Origin of the sequence: Shewanella sp. KX20019 (genome assembly GCF_016757755.1) — a bacterium.
In the GTDB taxonomy this organism is placed as follows: Bacteria; Pseudomonadota; Gammaproteobacteria; order Enterobacterales; family Shewanellaceae; genus Shewanella.
Map to the genome: position 1 here is coordinate 2,624,473 of NZ_CP068437.1, position 19,241 is coordinate 2,643,713.

Below are 19,241 nucleotides of genomic sequence, written 5' to 3' on the forward strand. Positions count from 1 at the left end.
AATTGGGGCTAGTTTAGCTGCCCAATTGCTATGTATAGAGTCTGTATTCCAAAGGCGATTAACACAACGCCACTGACTTTTCTTACAGACGCTTTCTGTACCCAACGGCTGAATGTACTTGCAGCTACGCCAGCACTTAATAATGCGGGAAGGGTACCAAATCCAAAGGCCGCCATAACAAGAGCGCCATCAACTGCATTACCAGCAGCCACGGCCCATGTCAGCATGCTATAAACTAAGCCACAGGGTAACCAACCCCATAAACCACCCGCTATAAACGCTTGTCGTTTATTCTTAATAGGAATAAAGCGATTGGCTACTGGTGAGATCAGTTTCCAAAGCCATTTTCCAGCACGTTCTATCTGTACGACTCCAGACCAAATTTGGGCAATATACAGACCGGTAATGATCATCATGAGACCCGCGAGTACCCGCATTATTAATAAGTATAGGTCAACGTCAAACAGTAGCCCTAGCGCACTGGTACTGAAGCCCACGAGCGCACCAGCTATTGCGTAGCTAATGATCCGGCCGCTGTTATAACTAAAAAGGTAACCCAATTGGTTAACAAGTCGGTTACTAGCATCATTTTGAGGTAGGTTCGCGGATAAAGCACCTACCAAACCACCGCACATACTAATACAGTGGCCAGCGCCCATGATACCGACAAGAAAGGCGCCATATATGCTGTAATCATTCACTTATTTGTTTATTTCCGTAGTATTGACTCCGCTTGTAGCTGTGGTTTTGTCATTGGTATCACTCTCTGCATGGTTCTGTTGTTGATGGCTGTCTTCTTCAAACAAAATGGAAACACTTTGCTTTTCAAGATCATCAAACTGATCAGATTTAACCGCCCAAAAAAAGATACCCACAGCGACGAGAACAAATAACATAGCGATGGGGATCAGGACATAAATAATGCTCATACACGTACCTTGAGTAGTCTTAAACTATTACTAACAACAATTAGCGAACTGGCGGACATACCGATAGCGGCTATATAAGGCGCAACATGGCCGCTAACAGCTAAAGGGATTATAAACAGGTTATAACCAAGCGCCCAGAACAAATTCTGTTTGATGATCCGCGCCGTCGATTTTGCCACTGTTACAGCATCGGCGAAGCGCGCGAGATCATCGCCTAATAATATAATATCAGCGCTGTTTTTGCTGATTGCGGCGCCGCTTCCCATGGCAACTGAAAGATTTGCACCTGCAAGCACCGGGGCATCATTAATGCCATCGCCAAACATAGCGACGTGCACATTTTTCTGCAGCCTGCTAACGAGTGTTAACTTATCTTCAGGTGACAATCCTTTATGATAGTCGTCAATTCCGAGCCGCTTTGCTAGGTTTTCAACCTCACCAGAATTATCACCACTAGCAATACTGATGTTGCACCCCAATCGCTTTAGTGACTGTACTGCAGCTGCTGTATTGGGCCTAATCGCATCTGCTAAAGTAAATTTTGCTAACACCTTACCTTCGATACTCAGCCAGATAATGACATCGGATTCATAAAAATCGGTACCATTAACAAAGCTTTGGCTACCAATTTTTAGCAGTTTGCCATCAATTTCACCTTGAAGACCATTGCCAACAAAGCTTTGTTTGTTGGATACGGTAATAGCCGGAGTTAGGTAAGCTTCGAATGCATGAGCGATAGGATGAAGTGAGCTAGATTCCAGTGCTGCCGCATATTCAAGAGCGCGCTTTTCTGTCACAGACTCGGTGGTGCCAGCCACTAGTTCTACATTGGTTATAGACAAGGAGCCTAGTGTAAGCGTGCCTGTTTTATCAAAAACGATATGATTTAGTTTAGGTAGCTTCTCAAATACACCGCTTCTACGAGTAATAATGCCAAGTTTTGTCAGTATTGCCGTTCCGCATGTCACCGCCGTTGGTGTTGCTAGCGCTAAAGCGCAAGGGCAGGTAGCAACTAAGACAGATAAGGTCACCCAAAAGGCATCCTCAGGTGAGTAGAATGACCAAAAAATATAGGTCATAGTGGCTATCAACAAAATTGCCGCTGTAAAATAATTTGAAAATCTGTCGGCATAGAGTGCAATTTTAGGTTTACTGTTTGAGGCTATCTCTTGCAGTCTGATAATTTCAGCAACAAGTTGATCTTGCCCTAAAGCCGTCACTCTTACGGTTATCGGTTGCTCTATGTTAATGGTTCCCGCAAAGACCTGTGAGTCGACAGATTTTTCGACGGGCATCTGCTCGCCTGTTAACATGGCTTCGTTTACCGAAGAGCCACCCTCTATAATAACGCCATCCGCCGCTACAACGTCACCTGGCTTTATCAATATAATATTACCGATAACAAGACGTTTGGCTGGGACTTCTTCAATGCTGTTATCATTTTTAAGAAATGCGGTAAGCGGTACCAGCTTATGTAAATTACTGGAACTCACTGAGGCCTTTTGACGAGCATTTTGTTCAAAGTATCGACCTAGCAGTAAGAAGAAGGTAAACATCGAGACTGATTCAAAATACACTTCGCCAGTACCGTTGACGGTCTCTATACAACTTGCGATATAAGCGCCGCAAATTGCAATACTGACTGAAACATCCATATTTAACCGCCCCATTAAAATGGAACGAATGGCACTAAAATAGAATGGTTGAGCGGAATAGAAAACGACTGGGGCGGCAAAAAGCATACTGACCCAACGGAAGTAGTCTCTAAACTCAGTATCAAGATCTGTAAAATAACCTGAGTACAGGGCGAGGGCGAACATCATCACCTGCATGGTGGCAAATCCAGCGAGACCCAAGCGCAGTAAAAACTTTCGACTGTCTTTCTTACTTTTAGTTTCTTGTTCGTCAATCTGAAATGGTGCAGCTTGGTAACCGATGGCGCTAATGGTATTCAGAATGTCGCTAAGTTTTACCAACTCTGCGTGCCAACTGATAAGCGCACGCTGCGTTGTGGAGTTAACTTGGATACTGGCAATACCACTAAGTTTCTTGACTTGGTGTTCAATAAGCCAAGCACAGGCGGCGCAAGTGATGCCATCTATTGTTAAGGATACTTCATTTAAATCATCACGTTGATGTATAAAGTCCTGTTGAACTTCAGGTATATCGTAGGCACTGACGCTATTAAGTTCTTCAGGCACAAGCGCTGTCTGTTTGTTACCTGGTTCAGTTCTAAATTTATAATAATTGGTTAAACCCGCATCAATAATTGCCTGTGATACAGCCTGACAACCAGGGCAACACATAGGTTGGTCAATATTGAGTATACATGTAGTGAACTGGCTAGCGGTTAATACCGGTTCACTACAATGGTAACAACTGATTTGGCTCATAGACTCGGGTTCATCGATTTATGTTACAAACAAAGAGATTAAAAACTAGTTGAGCCAGTACTGCTGATCATCAACAAGTGTAATGCGTTGTTGCACTCGCCATGTTTGATCATAGCCCTCAATTCGGACTTCCCAAGGTCCTGAAATAGCTTGGTGGATCTCAATGCGATATACACCGTTAGCATCGGCTGTGACAATCTGTTCAAAGTCTTTTTCTGCCATTGTTGGGTGGAAAAAGCTAATACTCAACGCGGCTCCGTATTGCTCGCCACCTTGTTGTGAAAGTTCTACGTATTCATCATCAAACTCAAGGAGGTAGTTCATACCCAATTGTTTTGCATGTTTAATTTTTCGAAGGTCCATATTAATGCCTTTGCCTTCTTTATAATAATCTTCAGAAACGAGTGAGTCTTTATTACTGATCGCAAGATATAATAAATTAACACTAGCAACGACGGCACAAAGCGGAAGTATGATAAGAAACCAGGGCCAGAACTGTTTATACCAAGGCTGAGGAGTAGACATGTTTTATACCTATAATTTGCTGAGAGACGACGTTTTTAAGAGCCGCTATTTTACCGCTTAAAGTGTGATTTAGCACTTAAAAAAAAGGCCTCGTTTGTGACGAGGCCTTAATATTGCGTTTAATGTTACAGTAGTGTAACTACTTGTTTGACAAGCTATAAACGTATGCTGAGATTACGTGAACTTTTTCTTCACCTAATACATCTTTCCATGCTGGCATTACGCCGCTACGACCGTTCTTAACTGATTGTTGAATAGCACCACGACTTCCGCCATATAGCCACGCATTATCGGTTAGGTTAGGTGCACCCATGAATTTGTTGCCCGTGCCGTCCATTCCATGGCAGGCAAAACAGCCCTTCATAAAAGAACCTTGACCTTGAGCTGCAAGCGCTTCGTCATGTTCACGGCCAGACAACTTAACTACGTATTCAGCAAGCCCTGGTAGTTCACTGTCTTCGATTGGTAGACCACCTTTAGGTGGCATCATACCGTGACGGCCATTCATAATGGATGTCTTAATCGTTTCAAGTTCACCGCCATATAACCAAGCACCATCGGTGAGGTTAGGGAAGCCTTTGCTACCGCGAGCATCACTACCATGACACATTGCACAGTTTTGTAAGAACAAGCGGCCGCCAACTTTAAGCGCCTCTTTATTCTTAACTAACTCTTCCAATGGTGTATCGGCGTAAGCTTTAAAGATAGGGCCAAATTTCTCGTCAGCATGCTTTACTTCTTGATCATACTGAACCCAACGTCCTTCCGCTTGAGCATCTATAACAGCCTGCTTAGATTCGGCGAGAGTACGTACGCTTTGGTTAGAGCTCGTCCAGCCTAAAAGACCTTTATAGCTACCAAAACCAGGGTAAAGTGCAAGGTAGATAACACTAAACACGATAGTAATGTAAAACATATAACTCCACCATTTTGGTAGTGGGTTATTGAGCTCTTCAATACCGTCGAAGCTATGGCCCATTGATTCGCCTTCTTTTACGCCCGTGTTGTTCTTAGAACAAGCGCGTAGCAGAACGATACAACCAATGATGACCACAGACGAGAGTACGATAATCCATATACTCCAGAAGTTTGTCATTACTTTTGCTCTCCTGAGTCCTTCGAAACCAAGTTTTGCTCATCATCTGAGAAAACAAGATTAGCTGCTTCGTCGAATTGCTTTTTGCGACTAGAGCTATATGCCCAAGCAAATATACCGATGAAGGTCACCATTACCACGATGGTTATTATTCCTCGTAATGTGCCGTAATCCATAATTTGCCTCCTTATTTAAGCGCGTGGCCAAGTGATTGAAGATAAGCGATCAATGCCTGCATTTCCGTCTTATCCTTCACAGCGTCTTTCGCAGCCGCAATCTCTTCATCTGTATACAGTTCATGTGTTGGATGAAGGTTGCGTAGGATATCCATCTTCTTGCCAGTCAACTCGCCGTCAAGCTTGTTTTCTGCCAACCAAGGAAAACCTGGCATATTCGACTGCGGTACAACGGCGCGAGGATCAATTAAATGAACTTCATGCCACTTGTCACTGTAACGACCGCCAACACGGGCTAGATCTGGACCTGTACGCTTAGAGCCCCACTGGAATGGGTGATCCCATACAGACTCACCCGCTACCGAGTAATGTCCATAACGCTCTGTTTCAGCACGTAGAGGGCGGATCATCTGACTGTGACAGTTATAACAACCCTCACGTACATAGATGTCACGACCTTCAATTTGCAAAGCAGTGTAAGGGATCTGACCTTCTAGTGGCTCAGTTGTGTCTTTTTGGAAAAGTAGGGGAGTGATCTCAACCAAGCTACCGAAGCTGATTGCGATGACAGTAAAGATCCCTAATAGACCGATGTTTTTCTCGACTAACTCATGATTAAATTTCATCGAATCTACTCCTTAAGCTGCTTTTGCATCAGCAATAGCTGGCAAAGAATCTTTAGGGGCCCTAACAGTGCGGATCACGTTGTACGCCATGATAAACATACCTGTAAGGAAGAAAACACCACCAATGAAACGAACAAAGTAGAATGGGTATGATGCTTCTAAGCTTTCTACAAAGCTATAAGTCAATGTACCGTCAGAGTTAACTGCGCGCCACATAAGACCCTGCATGACACCAGAGATCCACATTGAAACGATATAAAGAACAGTACCAATTGTTGCCAACCAGAAGTGAACGTTAATCAGGTTTGTGCTGTACATACGGCCTTGGTTAAACAGTACAGGTATCAAGTGATACAAGGAACCGATAGAAACCATAGCAACCCAACCCAATGCACCAGAATGAACGTGTCCAACAGTCCAGTCAGTGTAGTGTGAAAGCGCGTTAACCGTCTTAATTGCCATCATTGGCCCTTCAAAGGTAGACATACCATAGAAAGACAATGAAACCACAAGGAAACGCAAAATAGGGTCAGTACGAAGTTTGTGCCAAGCACCTGATAACGTCATGATACCGTTAATCATACCACCCCATGAAGGAGCGAATAGAATAAGCGACATCACCATACCAAGTGATTGAGTCCAATCTGGTAGTGCAGTGTAATGTAGGTGGTGAGGACCAGCCCAAATGTACAATGCAATTAGTGCCCAGAAGTGAACAATTGATAAACGGTACGAATAAACAGGACGACCAGCTTGTTTAGGAACGAAGTAATACATCATGCCTAAGAAGCCCGCTGTCAGCAGGAAACCAACTGCGTTGTGACCATACCACCACTGTACCATTGCATCGACAGCACCACTATAAAGTGAGTACGACTTGGTTAGTGATAACGGCACTGCCATAGAGTTAACTATGTGCAACACAGCTACGGTGATAATAAAGGCACCAAAGAACCAGTTCGCCACATAAATGTGGGACGTCGTTCGTTTAACGATGGTACCGAAGAACACCACTGCGTACGCAACCCAAACAATGGTAATTGCGATATCAATAGGCCATTCAAGTTCAGCGTATTCTTTTCCTTGGGTGAAACCCATAGGCAAACTAATTGCTGCTGATAGAATGATGGCTTGCCAACCCCAGAACGTAAATGCAGCTAACTTAGGTGCAAATAGTCGAGTTTGACAGGTGCGTTGGACGATATAATAGGATGTGGCGAAAAGGGCTGAAGTACCAAACGCGAAAATCACGGCATTGGTGTGTAGAGGTCGAAGACGACTATACGTTAACCATGGAGTTTCGAAGTTTAGCTGCGGCCAGATTAACTGGGCTGCGATTAATACACCTACTGACATTCCAACAATTCCCCAAAACACGGTCGTTAAGGCAAATTGGCGAACAATAGTGTAGTTGTAATCAGCGCCTTGAGGCTGGGAATGGTTCATCATTTTGCTTCCACTGCTTATTACTTATACTTATTATTAAGTAGAGTGTGACTCTACTCGGTAAAATGACACATAAAAGCAAATTACCTATCGGAAATTGGCGGCCTGTGTCAATGTGTAACCTTGCATTTCAACAAGTAAATACGAGGCAATGCAATGATACTTGAGCTATATCAAAAAAGATAGGAATTCGCCCTATAGAAAAGTTGATCTAGATCAAGCTACTCCATAGAATGTTAATAGATTTTGTTGAAAGGTTAATTATTGTGCAAAATACTCACAAATCAGTAGTATTGCGAGTTTTATATACTTTATTTATGGCGGTTATTGTCAGTGGTTGCGAACCCGATAACGGAAAAAATGTTACATCTTTTAAACAAGAAACGGGATTATGCAATTTTCAAAAAGGTGCCTGTAGTAACACCGTCGATGGTACTGAACTTAATTTACGTATCACACCGTGGAATACCCCAAGTGAAAAGCCACTTGAATTAAGTTTAAGCAGCTCTGTTCCACTAGAGAAAGTAAAAATTCGCGTTGAAGGCAGAGATATGTTTATGGGTATTATCCCGGTGAATTTAGCTCAAGAGACTGAAACTAGCTATAATGCGCCGCTAATATACGGGTCTTGTAGTAGTGGCTACATGGTTTGGCAAGCCATAGTAAGTTACGAGCAGGACGGAATCGAAAAATTTACCATCTTTGAGTTTCTTGCCGATAGTGAAAAAGCGCACTGACGTTAAGCCACTTTTATAATGATGAAACTCTAGTAGAAGAGGGTGAAACCTTGGAAAGTTACTTTGCTCTGAATGTGGTCTAAATCTCATTATTACAATACCGCTATTGATAATCATTCTCATTACGTTATATTGAGACTAATAATTGGGTATGCAATAAGAGAACGTCATGGGATTAGTAACTCAAAAACTTAACATCAGTATTTCACAACAGAAGATCGCTCAGCTAATACAGCAAGGGCACTTATGTGCTGCTGATTTTAAATGTTTAGACGCGGAGTCAAAACAGACAGTGTGGCAATTGTGCCTCTGGTGCTGTGAAAAACGAATTCATTGTGAAAAAGCTTGTTCAAGTGACTGCAATGCCCAATGCTCGAGTAAAATTACGCTAACAACAGGCTAAATCGACTAAATTACTGTCACTGAGCAATATAAGGCTACTTTGATACTGCGTAACTGATTATTATGCAGTGATAGCCAGTGACCTTAGTAGTAATAAAATGGACCTACCCAACGTTATGCCACTGTTTGATTCTGTCGAATTCATTCAAAGTGGCAACCCCATCGTTAATCAGCATATCACCCAACTAGCACTCTATGGAATTGCAGATGCCAGTTTGGTATTTGAGCACGCAACCGACTGGCTCTGTGAACAGAAATACAGCGAAAACAACTATAAAGCGTATAGAAGCGAGCTAACTACCTTCTTGCACTGGTGTTTTGATGTTGCCCAAACGGAAGTCTCGTTAGTCGGACGTAAAGAGATAAATTGCTACGTTGAATATTGTCAGGCCCCGCCACAAGCACTGATTGGCTTTTATAATGTTGCTCAGTTTAAAGAACAAAAGGGGAGCGCACTCAGGACTCCCAACCCTCAATGGCTACCTTTTAGAGGCAAAAAGAATGAAGGCGTTATACAGCAATACAGTTTAAGTGAAAGCGCACTTAAAACTAAAATGGCCATTTTATCCTCTTTCTATGCTTACCTTATGAGTGAAGATTTTGTAGAAAAAAACCCTGCACAAATGTGGCTCAATAAAAGCAGGTTCTCGTCTAACAAAAAGTACCGCCTTGATAACGACGGTGATAATCAACTCGCATTTACCGAGTTACAGTGGTCCTACGTTATGTCGACCGTTACAAAACTTGCGACAGAACAACCAGAATTACACCAACGCAGCTTGTTTCTTATAAAGCTGATTTATTCCTGCTATTTAAGAGTATCCGAAGTGTCGGCAAGGGCAGGTTACTCACCTATCATGGATCAGTTTAAGCGCAATCCGCAAACAGGGATATGGAGCTTTCATATCCCCTCAAGCAAAGGTGGCAAGCGTCGTACAGTATCAATGTCCGATGCCTTACTAGCAGCCTTAGTCGAGTATCGGCACTACCTAAACTTACCTGACTATCCAAAGATTAATGAAGGCCATCCTCTTATTATTAGGCAGAAAGCTGCTGGACGAGGCAGGGAGGTTGGCTTGATCAATGCAAACCTGGGGATTCGCCAAATAAGAGAAGAGGTCGACAAAATCATCATACTTGCAGCTATCAGCGCCGAATGTGACGGCTTCGTCGAGGATGGCGCGCAAATGCGCCAGCTCAGTATCCACAATATTCGCCATACAGGGATCACTCATGATATCAATATTCATGGCAGACCTCTGTCACATGTACAAGCAGATGCGGGGCACGAAAGCATCGATACGACATCGCAATACTTGCATACTACGCAAATAGAGCGCCATCAAAGCGGCCAAAATAGACCGCTAGATAACCTGCATGGGATTGGCTGAAAGTTATCTAGAGAACTGAAATTATAATTAAACATCGACTTTTTCCTAAGCTACTAATATCAGATTAAAAAATCTGATAAGTTAATGCCGATAAGTGACATTATCGGCATCTCAGTGAAAAGTCTAAAACAATGCTTCATAGTTGACCCAGTAGAGAATTAATTTGGATAATTATAGGCTGTGATTAAGTTCTATGGTGCTAAGCCGCCATCGTATATTACGGAACTAATGCACCCCAAATGGAGTTAATCAAATCAATTTAGAAAGTATTAGTAGTCGTTTCAATCAAATGCTCGAGTGCAGTAGCCGCAACGTTTAGATAAAATGGATGGTTTTCACTCATTTAAGGGGCCTCTGAATACAGATAATTGATTTGTAAGGCAGCTGTTCTCCATAATCAGTTGAAGTCATTAATGCTTAGTTAGTTTGAATTTCCCCAACAGTAAGTGCCGATGTTGTTTATAGTATTGAGCAACTTTAATCAAACACAGAATTCATATAAGCCTGAAGTATGGCACGATGAAAGTTCAGATTAAGTCACACAAACTCATATAGCTGCTCATTATATCTAGCTATCGTTATAGCGAGCAAGTCTCAACGCAGCTGCTTGTTGTTATAGCTTTGAAATGTCGACGGCATAACATCTGAGTTAGCTTCAATATCATTCTCGATAAAATAACTATCTAAGACTTTGCCTGCACGGCGATGTTAGATCCTAATGATTCATAGTTTTAAGATTGTTGACTCGCGGACACATATAACGCTAAAAAATAAGTGCGTGCTGCGTGGCTGCTTTTTAAACTTGGCAGGCTTAGTACTGCAGGATCAACACAGCATCGCGTAGTTATTTAGGTAATGCTTCGTTCAACATGCTGATAGCACTGTAACTAACGGATAGCTACAGATAAACTAATAACTGAAACTTACACGACAATGTCCTTTTGTTAGACTTTATCAATCCTAATACACGAATGCGCACAATGTATATTATGTTAAATAGGGTTTTTGATGATATTGACAAGGTCGCTTTTGATCACTGCCACTTAAGTTGAGATTTTGATATAGACCTGCTTTCTAGTAAGCAGTTGTTCAATGGATGGATTTGACTGACTTCATTTGCAAACTTAAGCGCGATCAGTTTTTCAACCGGTAATATCTGCAAGTAAGTTTTTGACCTAATATTCTCTCATATCTCTTTACCGTCAAATCTAAATACGCTGAGTTTTTGGATATTTTCCAGATATGTACAAGCTGTAACAAGGAAACTTTTCCTAGTCGATGCTTCTTCAGATATTGGTATTATCAGAACCTGGCCACATTGGTGACGTTTAGCTTTGCAGCAATGGCTTACGGGTAGTATTAACCAACTCAGTATTTGTATGTCGTTAGCCTTTATCCGCTCCACATACTAAGTTCATTGGAGTTTTTCTTAATCATTAACTAGCTTTAAACAAATTTATTATCTTCTTTAGCGTTTCAATGAAACCCCGATAGTGTCATTTATCGGGATTACCATGATAGGAGTTATTAAGTTGTTATTACTCTTCCATCCAATCCATATTCGGCAATGCATCCAAGTGCTGGGCATAACGTATTTCGTTAAAAGAGGCACCATTTTTCATGACATCGAATACTTCGATAGCCAGCGCGCACGCCATCCATTGAATCGCTTCTTCACGTGGTGTACCTGTCATGACTAACCGCATCAAGGTTTCTTTTACCTTTTTCGGTTCACCGTCAACGATTTGATTTTCGACTGTTTCAATGAGTGTTTCTTCAGTCATGTAGCTGTCTTGCTGTTTGTCCATTATAACGACTCTGTTAAGTACTTAGCGCTATTATGTCGCAACCATGGTCCAAGCAATAGATTAAATTCAAAATTCTTTGATCGTAGCACTCAAGAATGCAAATTTGGGAAAGGTAAGATAAAACTGCAGTCATAATCTGATTGAATTTTGTTCGTCCTAATGAAACTCGGGAAAATTGAGTTAAGCCCCCTAACCCATGTTTTACAAAACTAATAGAAAGCAGCAATTCCCCATCGGCGTTGCCGAACTATGTTGATGAAATAACCGTAATGCATCACGGCATTCGAAAATCCGTTTGGCATTTTAGTTTAAGACAAAGAAAAGACACTGATATGGTTTTATTTATCTTGAGTGACTGAGCTCGAGTCAGCCATTGCCACTTGAAATGCTATTTACCTCAACTGTGGATTTCCGAAGATAAACTAGAACAAATATTACTGCTAATCAGTAATGTAAATTTGGGAGTTATTTCGACCATAGTTCTTTGCGCTATAAAGTGCTTTGTCTGCCTGTTTAACTATATCGGTGCTATTAAGCTGATCATATATTAAAGATGCGACGCCAATACTGACAGTTATGTTGCCGATAATATCGTTGTTACCATCGCTAATTTTTAATCTCTGAACATTGCGTCGAACTTTCTCTGCTATTGAAAAGCCCATCTCCGCATCCATATCTGGCAATATAACGGCGAACTCTTCACCGCCATAACGTACTGCGACATCCATATTCCCAACTAATGTATTAGCGATTGCTGCAGCGACTTTTTTCAAAACGATATCACCAATGTCATGGCCATACCTGTCGTTATAGCTTTTAAATTCGTCAACATCTACCATTAACAAAGAGAGGCTCTGCTTGTGTCGTTTTGCTAGTACTATGTGCTCGCCAATGTTTCTGTCAAAGGCAAGACGATTAGGTAAGTCAGTTAGAAAATCTGTTTCAGCTTGGTGATGTAATAGCTGGTTTGTTCTTTCAAGCTCAAGCGTACGCCGATACACAGTGCGCTCTAGTTCATCATTGAGTTGTTCTAGTTTCTGTCTTCCAATATTTTGTGCGGTAACGTCGATTGAAACGACCATAAGATACGCTATACTCTCAACACCAGTTTCGCCAACTTCTCTGACTGGAGAAATAGTCGATTGGAACCAGACTTCATTTCCATGAGTATCTACGACGGCTGCTTCTTGCTTTACAACCTTACCTGTATCCCTCGACTTTATTAGGTTTTTAGACATTTCGTCACGAAAAGGCTGCGGATAAAAGTCAAAAGGATATGGCTTTCCGTAATACTCTGACACATCTTTAATGGCAAGCGCTTTGACACCAGATGAACTCATAAACTGCAGATTGAAATCTAGGTCGACAACCTTGGTACAGACCGGAGAATGTTCAATCCACACATAACTTTGCTCTTTAGAGAATCGTAGCTGATCTTTGTCAGTTCTAAATTTAGAAAATGGCATTTTATTTCGGCTCTCATCCGTGAGTGACATCGTTCTGCAGATTGACCAGCAGCTTCGAACGGTATAGCGCTCCGATTCTTAAGTCACTTGCAGTCTCTTTCCATACTGGAGTCGCAAACTACTACCATTAGCTATCTATTTGGTAAGCCTGCACTACGCAACAAGTGTAGTTGCTGGTTTAAATTCTGATAGATAAAAAGCAATTGTCGTATTTGTTCAATCTTCTAAACGCCCTCTCCGCTAATATTTATTTCATCGCCGCCGCGGGACAAAGTTATTTTTTGGTTTTAGCACCTTTAATGGAAATGCCTAAATCCATTTGTAGGACAAAAGTTAAAACACATAGTAGGTAATTAAACATGTTAGACATAAAAAAGTTGAATCACTGGCAAGCATCAGTGAGTTAAAAGCTCAGTTCTTTTCACTTGCTACGGCACCGCTTGACGGAATGTGGCATTTTGGTTTCGTAGCCATATCCGAGCATTTTGGCTTTTATGAGAACCAAGTTTTGGTTGGCTATTGCTGTATCAACGCTGACGGCTATATGTTGCAGTACTATCTATCACCTTTAGCGAAAATCAGTTCTCGCGAACTATTTACTCTTATTACACAGCAAGATAGTAAGGTAATTGGCACAGTAATAGGTGCGTTTGCCAGCACTGCAGAACCTAAGTACCTATCATTATGTCTCGATAATTCTACAATGTTTGCAGTGAACTCACTGATGTATCATCTAAGTACTGAGGCCGATACCACTGGTGAGGCTAATGTTAAAATTGATATGGCATTAGCAACAACAGAGATGTTAGATAGTCTGGTTGCATTTGCTGTTGAAAGTATTGGTGCCCCTGAGCAGTGGCTTACTGGTTACTATCTAAATCTGATCCAAAGGCAAGAGCTTTGGGTCTCTCTAAAAGGCAAGCACATTATTGCTACGGGTGAATGCCGAACGTTTGATAACTATCAAACTGACTTTGCCGACTTGGGCATGATAGTTGCTCAAGCCGAGCGTGGCCAGGGTATTGCGGTTAAGATACTTCGTTACCTCATCAATGTGGCAAAACAACAAGGGCTTAAGCCTATTTGTTCTACAGAAATTGATAATATAGCTGCCAAAAAATCGATTGCTCGGGCTGGCTTAGTGTCAAATAATCGAATTATACAAATCGAATTTGGCAAAAGTTAATTGTGTATCGTAATAGGCACTTTAAGCCCTTATTAGTAATGATGGGCTTACTTTTTTGATAGAGCACTTTGATGGGAACCTTTGATTTAGCAGCCTACAGCGTTATGCTAATTGCCTTATACTCATTATCATATTATTAGCTCTAGCATCTCAGGGGTTAAGCATGCAAAGTTGGATACATTACCCAAAGAATATAAAAGTTGCTAAATACATCAGTTGCTACTGGCTGATAGAAAAGACCACACTGCAAGATATTAATAACTTTCCAAAACTCAATCCAGATCCAGCGACTCACCTCATTATTTGCCCGCAAAAGCAAGGTTTCCATTATGACACAGCGCCGCAAGTATCAAGTGGCAGTGGGAGCCATTGGCTATTTCCTCAGCAGCAAACACTGCAAATAGATCATTCTGAACGTTTTATATACCTAGGGGTGAAATTTCATATCGGTGCACTCTACTCCCTCGATATTCCCGATTACAACCACCCTACCCTGAATCAGGCGGACACTGTCGATATGGATCACTTACTTTCAGTCACAGGTTTCCCAGCAGAGTCACTTTTACAAATTGGACGTACTGAACCGTTAGAGTGTTGTGACAAGCTAGATGAACTATTTTTACCATTGTTAACCAATGCTAAAGAAGATCAGCATAGCGAAATTACTCATAAAGTGTTGCAGCTATTGGATTCAACGGCAGTTTCAGAACTTGGCGGTAAGCTGTTTTGCTCCCAAAGAACCTTAGAGCGTAGTTTCAACCGAGTGACAGGCTTAACGATGAAGCAATGCCAGTCGATGAACAAACTGGAAGCGATGTTGGAGTACTTGTATCAGCGCGATGCGAGTGATATTGACTGGGTAGATGTGGCGTTTAAATTTGGCTTTAGCGACCAACCTCACCTCATTAGACAGCTTAAAAAACAAATTGGTTTAACGCCGAAACACTATGTTGAAGAAAGAGGATTAACTATCGATATCTATGGTGGAGTGACTGCCCGAGACTAGAAGACTAGCGAAACGTATTTACATCGCAAATGATTCATTTAGTCATATAAAAGCAATCTTTTAGTGGTATTGCTTCGGGGTAGTCGCTTTGAACAAAGCCCAATTTTCGATATGTGTATATCGCTTGATGGTTGTGAGATAGCACGAACAGGGAACTTTGACCCACATTCAGCGTTTTAAGCCCTTTGGCATTGAGTTGCTCGATAAGGATTTTGGCAAAGCCCTTACCTCGCCATTTTGGACTGATGACTATTCTCCCCAAATGGCATCTGTCGATTCGTCTGTAAAACTGCCCGAACCCTATAAGCTGATGAGTGTCGGATACTAACGAAAATGACGCCAATTTACTTAACGCTAAATCTTCACTGAAAGATGTCAGACTGTATGGATATCTAAAGTTAGGGCCAGCCCAATCAAACAGCGCTTGTTTGTCAGTAAACCAAGTGAGCATCTCTTCAAGGTGCTGTTCCTTAGGGCACATTAGCTGGGCGTTTACTGCATGCATCATAGCTTTAGTCTTATTACGTTTCACAACCGTCTAGGTATAAATTAGGCTTGCTTCTATGCTTTGAAGAGTGAATCGCAAGCCCTTCTACTGAGAAATTAGTCTAAGTTTTCGGCTTCTTGTCGCACTGTCTCAACAACCGTTTCAGGGGCTGACAAATGCTTTGAGTGATCAATGAAAATACCCTGATCGTTAACGGTTATCAGCAAGACTGGAAATGATGTGGTACCGATAACCTCATATATTTCAGCAATCCCAGCAAGAGTTTGCTCTGCGTCACTGATCAAGCCCTCTCTAAACACCTTATTTGAAGGTGATAACTTATGGCTATCAAAAATGGCACTAAAATCATGTTTATTGGTTAGCGGATTACCTTCAACAAAATGGGCATGCTGCAAAGCGTTTAGCACTGTCAGCATTTTATCTGGTTGTTTTGTTTCTAACCAGGCCATTAGATTGGCGACTTTTGTTGCATCTTTTGGACTGTTTGCATAACGAATATGCTCCCTACCGAACTTAACTTTCGAGAGGTTTTTTATGGTATCTACCTGCTCAAGACCCGCACTATCGGTTCCATCAAAGTGGCTGCAATGTAAAAGGTGCAGATTCATTTTAGGGAAAGCTTCACTTAGCGCGTTGACGAGCGGAGTTGCTGCATAGCTCCAAGGGCAGTGACTGTCATAAATAAAATACAGAGCAAGTTGGGCGTCGTTTAGTTTTGTATCGTTGTTCATTTACTTCAATCTTGATATTGATAAGTGAGTTTTGATCCTAAGAGGTTTTCAACTTTATATCAATTGTCCAAGTGGCTAAAAAGTAATTTTTGTCGATTTGTTGTCTTCTCTCTACAAATTAATCTGCGAGTTATTGATTGCAGGCTACTTACTAGCCCTATTCCACAAATGATTAACGGCCACTTGACGGTGTCAAATCGATACCAAGGTAGAGCAAAGGCGATCAACATCATAGTTTAGCGATAAGTTAATCATGTTCCGTAGCCAAGGCATTATGCAGCCTCTAAAATTATTACACTGCTACTTCAAAACTGTGTATTACTTGCCAGTTTGAATATCCTAGTCAAACATGTTTTAGGTTGAATTATACTGTGAGAAAAATTGAGTTGTTGGCACCGGGTGGTGATATTGAATCAATAAAGGCGGCTATTGTTGCTGGGGCTGATGCTGTTTATTGCGGTCTTGATAATTTTAATGCGAGAAAGCGTGCTGAAAACCTAAACTTTGAACAGTTGTGCGGATTATTGAGGGTCGCTCATCAGCATAATTGCGAACTATTTTTAACGCTGAATATTATTGTCTTAGAGCACGAACTCCCCGCGCTGTTTAAACTACTCAACCAACTGGTCAATACCGACATTGATGGTGTCATTGTACAAGATCTTGGTGTTTTTGAGATTATTTCTCGTTTTTACCCAAGTCTACAGCTTCATGCCTCTACCCAGTTAACAACGCATAATAGTGGACAGCTTGAATTTCTGAAGAAGATGGCAGCGACTAGAGCAAACCTGTCTAGAGAGTTGAACCTTAAAGAGATCACTGAGTTGTCGAGCACCGCTCATCAACTAGAGATGCTAACGGAAGTGTTTGTGCATGGGTCTAATTGTATCGGTTTTTCAGGGGTTTGCTATTTTAGTTCTGCACATGGTGGTAATTCCGGAAACCGTGGTCGTTGCAGTCAGCCCTGCAGAGATCAATATCAACGCACCGAAGTTGGCGCTGATTTCCCACTTAACATGAAAGACAATTCTGCTTTTGATGATCTTGAGAGCCTCATTAATGCCGGTGTTGATTCCTTAAAAGTTGAAGGCCGGATTAAGAAGTCTCATTACGTGCATAGCGTTATTAGCACCTGGCGTCAGCAACTGACCAACCTGCAACAGCAGCAAACATTGTCAAAAGATAAAACTGCGCTATACACGGTGTTTAACCGCGATTTCACCAACGGCTACCTAACGGGCTCTGTAGGCAAAGAGATGTATATAGATAACCCAAGAGATAACGCAGTACAGCACTTTAGTGCATTAGAGGCCAATGGTGAAACTCCTGACGTTGACGTGATTAAAGTGGTAAAGCAACGTCTTTATGATGAGAAAACACTGATCATTGATTCGGTCACTGAGCAGATCAAAACGCTCAATATTAACAAGCCTGAAATCACACTAGAAATTAGCGGCAGTATTGGTGCACCGCTTTTGATTAATGTCTTTATTGCGGCTAGTGATACCCCTAGTTTCAGCGTGTTATCAACAAGCTTTTTAACTGCGGCAGATAAATATTATTTGTCTGCCGAAGAGCTAACGAGTCGATTCGCGAGTCTAAACTCTTTCAAACACAGTTTAAAGGCGGTTAATTGCGCCGATCTTGCGAGTGATATCCATCTTTCATTTAAAGAACTGACTCAGATGAAAATGGCCATAGTTACCTTTTTAAACGGCAATAAAGCGCTGCATAAGCCAATTGAGTTCAGTGAGATCCGTAAACAACGGCTCGCGATTACAACCCAGCAAATACAAGATACTGCTGCTAGAACAACGACACTATCTGTTTTGATTGGTAACCGGAAAGATCTCGCATTATATCAACAAGTAAAGCAGCTAAGTGAGACTGAAAACATTAGCTTCTATTATGCAGTACCTGACTCAATTGCCGCAGAACAACAGAAGTTAACGGCGCTATTCAACGCAAACCCTGAGCTGACGCCTTGGTTTGGCTCAATTGTAATGCAATGCGACTTTGTTGCAGTAGAGCAACTGCTTAATCATATTCCGCAAACACTTATAGCGACCAACAATAGTGGTATTGGACATACGGCACATAAGCTTGGGATCTCCTGGATTGCCGGCCCCCACCTCAACACCAGTAACTCATTTAGTCTCGACAGTTTGAAAAAGGTCGGTTGCGTTGGGGCATTTATCTCTAATGAACTGAATGCCAAACAGATAAAGGCGATAAATCCGTCGAAGAATTTCAGTTTGCATTACAGTGCATTGCATCCGATATTACTGATGACTAGTCGGCAATGTTTGTTCTTACAATCATCAGGTTGCGATAAATCGATTATGGACAGTGAGTGCTTATCGGTTTGTAAAAAACATACAAGCATTACTAATGTCAAAGAGATTGACTTTATCGTTGATAAAAAGAGGCGCGAGCACAATAACTTGTTTGGTGCCGAGCACTTTTTCAACCCCGAGATTATTGAGGATTTACCGAATAAATTCGCATCTATTTTGTTGGATCTGCGCGCTATAGCAACACAGAGTCAATTTCTTTGGCCAAAAGTAGATCTCGTTAGTGCTGTTAATCAATTACTGAACTCAGGTGCTACGCCAGAAAAAGTAAATGCTCTTTACCAAGCGCTTTCTGTTTCTACTCGGGTTCAATATTTGAAAGGTTTGTAAGCTTTTTTGGCTTTGTTACACCATTTTTAACTTAATGGTTAAGCTAATATCTATATTGCCCCTGACACCTGGTTGATGTTTTGGGGCGGGTATCAATATAATCGTCTATTTTTCACGCATACTTAGACTGG

General features: G+C 41.6%; 18 protein-coding genes. 6 read left to right on the forward strand and 12 right to left on the reverse strand.

Annotated features, from left to right (window positions below; translation table 11 throughout):
• Positions 1-8: 8 nt before the first annotated feature.
• From JK628_RS11485 to ccoN, 8 genes are all read right to left on the reverse strand, one after another.
• A complete protein-coding gene (locus JK628_RS11485; protein ID WP_202289593.1) occupies positions 9-701 on the reverse strand; it encodes a sulfite exporter TauE/SafE family protein in 693 nt (230 codons plus the stop codon).
• A complete protein-coding gene (gene ccoS / locus JK628_RS11490) occupies positions 702-929 on the reverse strand; it encodes a cbb3-type cytochrome oxidase assembly protein CcoS (protein WP_202289594.1) in 228 nt (75 codons plus the stop codon).
• A complete protein-coding gene (locus JK628_RS11495; RefSeq protein WP_202289595.1) occupies positions 926-3,322 on the reverse strand; it encodes a heavy metal translocating P-type ATPase in 2,397 nt (798 codons plus the stop codon). Before JK628_RS11495 ends, ccoS begins: the two co-directional genes overlap by 4 nt.
• A 45-nt stretch (positions 3,323-3,367) precedes the next feature.
• Complete coding sequence (locus JK628_RS11500; RefSeq protein ID WP_202289596.1) at positions 3,368-3,847, reverse strand: FixH family protein; 480 nt, start codon at positions 3,845-3,847, stop codon at positions 3,368-3,370.
• Positions 3,848-3,986: 139 nt separating this feature from the next.
• Positions 3,987-4,943 carry a cytochrome-c oxidase, cbb3-type subunit III gene (gene ccoP / locus JK628_RS11505; RefSeq protein ID WP_202289597.1) on the reverse strand — a complete coding sequence of 319 codons (957 nt, stop codon included), beginning with the start codon at positions 4,941-4,943 and terminating at the stop codon, positions 3,987-3,989.
• Positions 4,943-5,119, reverse strand: a complete 177-nt coding sequence (locus JK628_RS11510; protein ID WP_202289598.1) for a cbb3-type cytochrome oxidase subunit 3 — start codon at positions 5,117-5,119, stop codon at positions 4,943-4,945. Before JK628_RS11510 ends, ccoP begins: the two co-directional genes overlap by 1 nt.
• A gap of 11 nt (positions 5,120-5,130) precedes the next feature.
• Entirely contained in the window at positions 5,131-5,745 is a 615-nt protein-coding gene (gene ccoO / locus JK628_RS11515; protein ID WP_202289600.1) for a cytochrome-c oxidase, cbb3-type subunit II, read from the reverse strand.
• A gap of 12 nt (positions 5,746-5,757) precedes the next feature.
• Entirely contained in the window at positions 5,758-7,194 is a 1,437-nt protein-coding gene (ccoN, locus tag JK628_RS11520; RefSeq protein WP_202289602.1) for a cytochrome-c oxidase, cbb3-type subunit I, read from the reverse strand.
• 263 nt (positions 7,195-7,457) lie between these two features.
• On the opposite strand from ccoN, the gene JK628_RS11525 reads away from it, so the two are divergent.
• From JK628_RS11525 to JK628_RS11530, 3 genes are all read left to right on the forward strand, one after another.
• The gene (locus JK628_RS11525; RefSeq protein WP_237524195.1) at positions 7,458-7,928 is read left to right on the forward strand and encodes a hypothetical protein; all 471 of its coding nucleotides are present in this window, start codon (positions 7,458-7,460) and stop codon (positions 7,926-7,928) included.
• A 169-nt stretch (positions 7,929-8,097) separates the two neighbouring features.
• Positions 8,098-8,331 carry a hypothetical protein gene (locus JK628_RS23310; RefSeq protein WP_237524196.1) on the forward strand — a complete coding sequence of 78 codons (234 nt, stop codon included), beginning with the start codon at positions 8,098-8,100 and terminating at the stop codon, positions 8,329-8,331.
• A 97-nt stretch (positions 8,332-8,428) separates the two neighbouring features.
• Positions 8,429-9,721 carry a tyrosine-type recombinase/integrase gene (locus JK628_RS11530; protein WP_202289605.1) on the forward strand — a complete coding sequence of 431 codons (1,293 nt, stop codon included), beginning with the start codon at positions 8,429-8,431 and terminating at the stop codon, positions 9,719-9,721.
• A 1,538-nt stretch (positions 9,722-11,259) separates the two neighbouring features.
• Here JK628_RS11530 and JK628_RS11535 read toward each other — a convergent pair.
• Both JK628_RS11535 and JK628_RS11540 read right to left on the reverse strand, forming a co-directional pair.
• Positions 11,260-11,529: a hypothetical protein gene (locus tag JK628_RS11535; protein WP_202289608.1), complete on the reverse strand. Its 270-nt coding sequence runs from the start codon at positions 11,527-11,529 to the stop codon at positions 11,260-11,262.
• 440 nt (positions 11,530-11,969) lie between these two features.
• Positions 11,970-12,995 (reverse strand): sensor domain-containing diguanylate cyclase, encoded by a 1,026-nt coding sequence (locus JK628_RS11540; RefSeq protein ID WP_202289610.1) that lies wholly within the window; start codon positions 12,993-12,995, stop codon positions 11,970-11,972.
• Positions 12,996-13,389: 394 nt separating this feature from the next.
• On the opposite strand from JK628_RS11540, the gene JK628_RS11545 reads away from it, so the two are divergent.
• Positions 13,390-14,181, forward strand: coding sequence for a GNAT family N-acetyltransferase (locus JK628_RS11545; RefSeq protein ID WP_337249449.1), 792 nt, complete (start codon positions 13,390-13,392; stop codon positions 14,179-14,181).
• Positions 14,182-14,344: 163 nt separating this feature from the next.
• Positions 14,345-15,187, forward strand: coding sequence for a helix-turn-helix domain-containing protein (locus JK628_RS11550; RefSeq protein WP_202289613.1), 843 nt, complete (start codon positions 14,345-14,347; stop codon positions 15,185-15,187).
• A gap of 34 nt (positions 15,188-15,221) precedes the next feature.
• Here the strand turns inward: JK628_RS11550 and JK628_RS11555 are convergent, their stop codons facing one another.
• Positions 15,222-15,695, reverse strand: a complete 474-nt coding sequence (locus tag JK628_RS11555; protein WP_237524197.1) for a GNAT family N-acetyltransferase — start codon at positions 15,693-15,695, stop codon at positions 15,222-15,224.
• A 95-nt stretch (positions 15,696-15,790) separates the two neighbouring features.
• Positions 15,791-16,426 (reverse strand): protein-disulfide isomerase, encoded by a 636-nt coding sequence (locus tag JK628_RS11560; protein WP_202289616.1) that lies wholly within the window; start codon positions 16,424-16,426, stop codon positions 15,791-15,793.
• A gap of 371 nt (positions 16,427-16,797) precedes the next feature.
• Here JK628_RS11560 and JK628_RS11565 point away from each other — a divergent pair, with 371 nt between their 5' ends.
• On the forward strand, positions 16,798-19,110 hold the full coding sequence (locus JK628_RS11565; protein WP_202289618.1) for a peptidase U32 family protein: 2,313 nt from the start codon (positions 16,798-16,800) through the stop codon (positions 19,108-19,110).
• Positions 19,111-19,241: the final 131 nt, after the last annotated feature.

Coding starts and splice junctions, on each gene's coding strand:
- ccoS (WP_202289594.1), bottom strand. CDS start 929: ATGAGCATTATTTATGTCCTGATCCCCATCGCTATGTTATTTGTTCTC.
- JK628_RS11495 (WP_202289595.1), bottom strand. CDS start 3,322: ATGAGCCAAATCAGTTGTTACCATTGTAGTGAACCGGTATTAACCGCT.
- JK628_RS11500 (WP_202289596.1), bottom strand. CDS start 3,847: ATGTCTACTCCTCAGCCTTGGTATAAACAGTTCTGGCCCTGGTTTCTT.
- ccoP (WP_202289597.1), bottom strand. CDS start 4,943: ATGACAAACTTCTGGAGTATATGGATTATCGTACTCTCGTCTGTGGTC.
- JK628_RS11510 (WP_202289598.1), bottom strand. CDS start 5,119: ATGGATTACGGCACATTACGAGGAATAATAACCATCGTGGTAATGGTG.
- ccoO (WP_202289600.1), bottom strand. CDS start 5,745: ATGAAATTTAATCATGAGTTAGTCGAGAAAAACATCGGTCTATTAGGG.
- ccoN (WP_202289602.1), bottom strand. CDS start 7,194: ATGATGAACCATTCCCAGCCTCAAGGCGCTGATTACAACTACACTATT.
- JK628_RS23310 (WP_237524196.1), top strand. CDS start 8,098: ATGGGATTAGTAACTCAAAAACTTAACATCAGTATTTCACAACAGAAG.
- JK628_RS11530 (WP_202289605.1), top strand. CDS start 8,429: ATGGACCTACCCAACGTTATGCCACTGTTTGATTCTGTCGAATTCATT.
- JK628_RS11535 (WP_202289608.1), bottom strand. CDS start 11,529: ATGGACAAACAGCAAGACAGCTACATGACTGAAGAAACACTCATTGAA.
- JK628_RS11540 (WP_202289610.1), bottom strand. CDS start 12,995: ATGCCATTTTCTAAATTTAGAACTGACAAAGATCAGCTACGATTCTCT.
- JK628_RS11550 (WP_202289613.1), top strand. CDS start 14,345: ATGCAAAGTTGGATACATTACCCAAAGAATATAAAAGTTGCTAAATAC.
- JK628_RS11555 (WP_237524197.1), bottom strand. CDS start 15,695: ATGATGCATGCAGTAAACGCCCAGCTAATGTGCCCTAAGGAACAGCAC.
- JK628_RS11560 (WP_202289616.1), bottom strand. CDS start 16,426: ATGAACAACGATACAAAACTAAACGACGCCCAACTTGCTCTGTATTTT.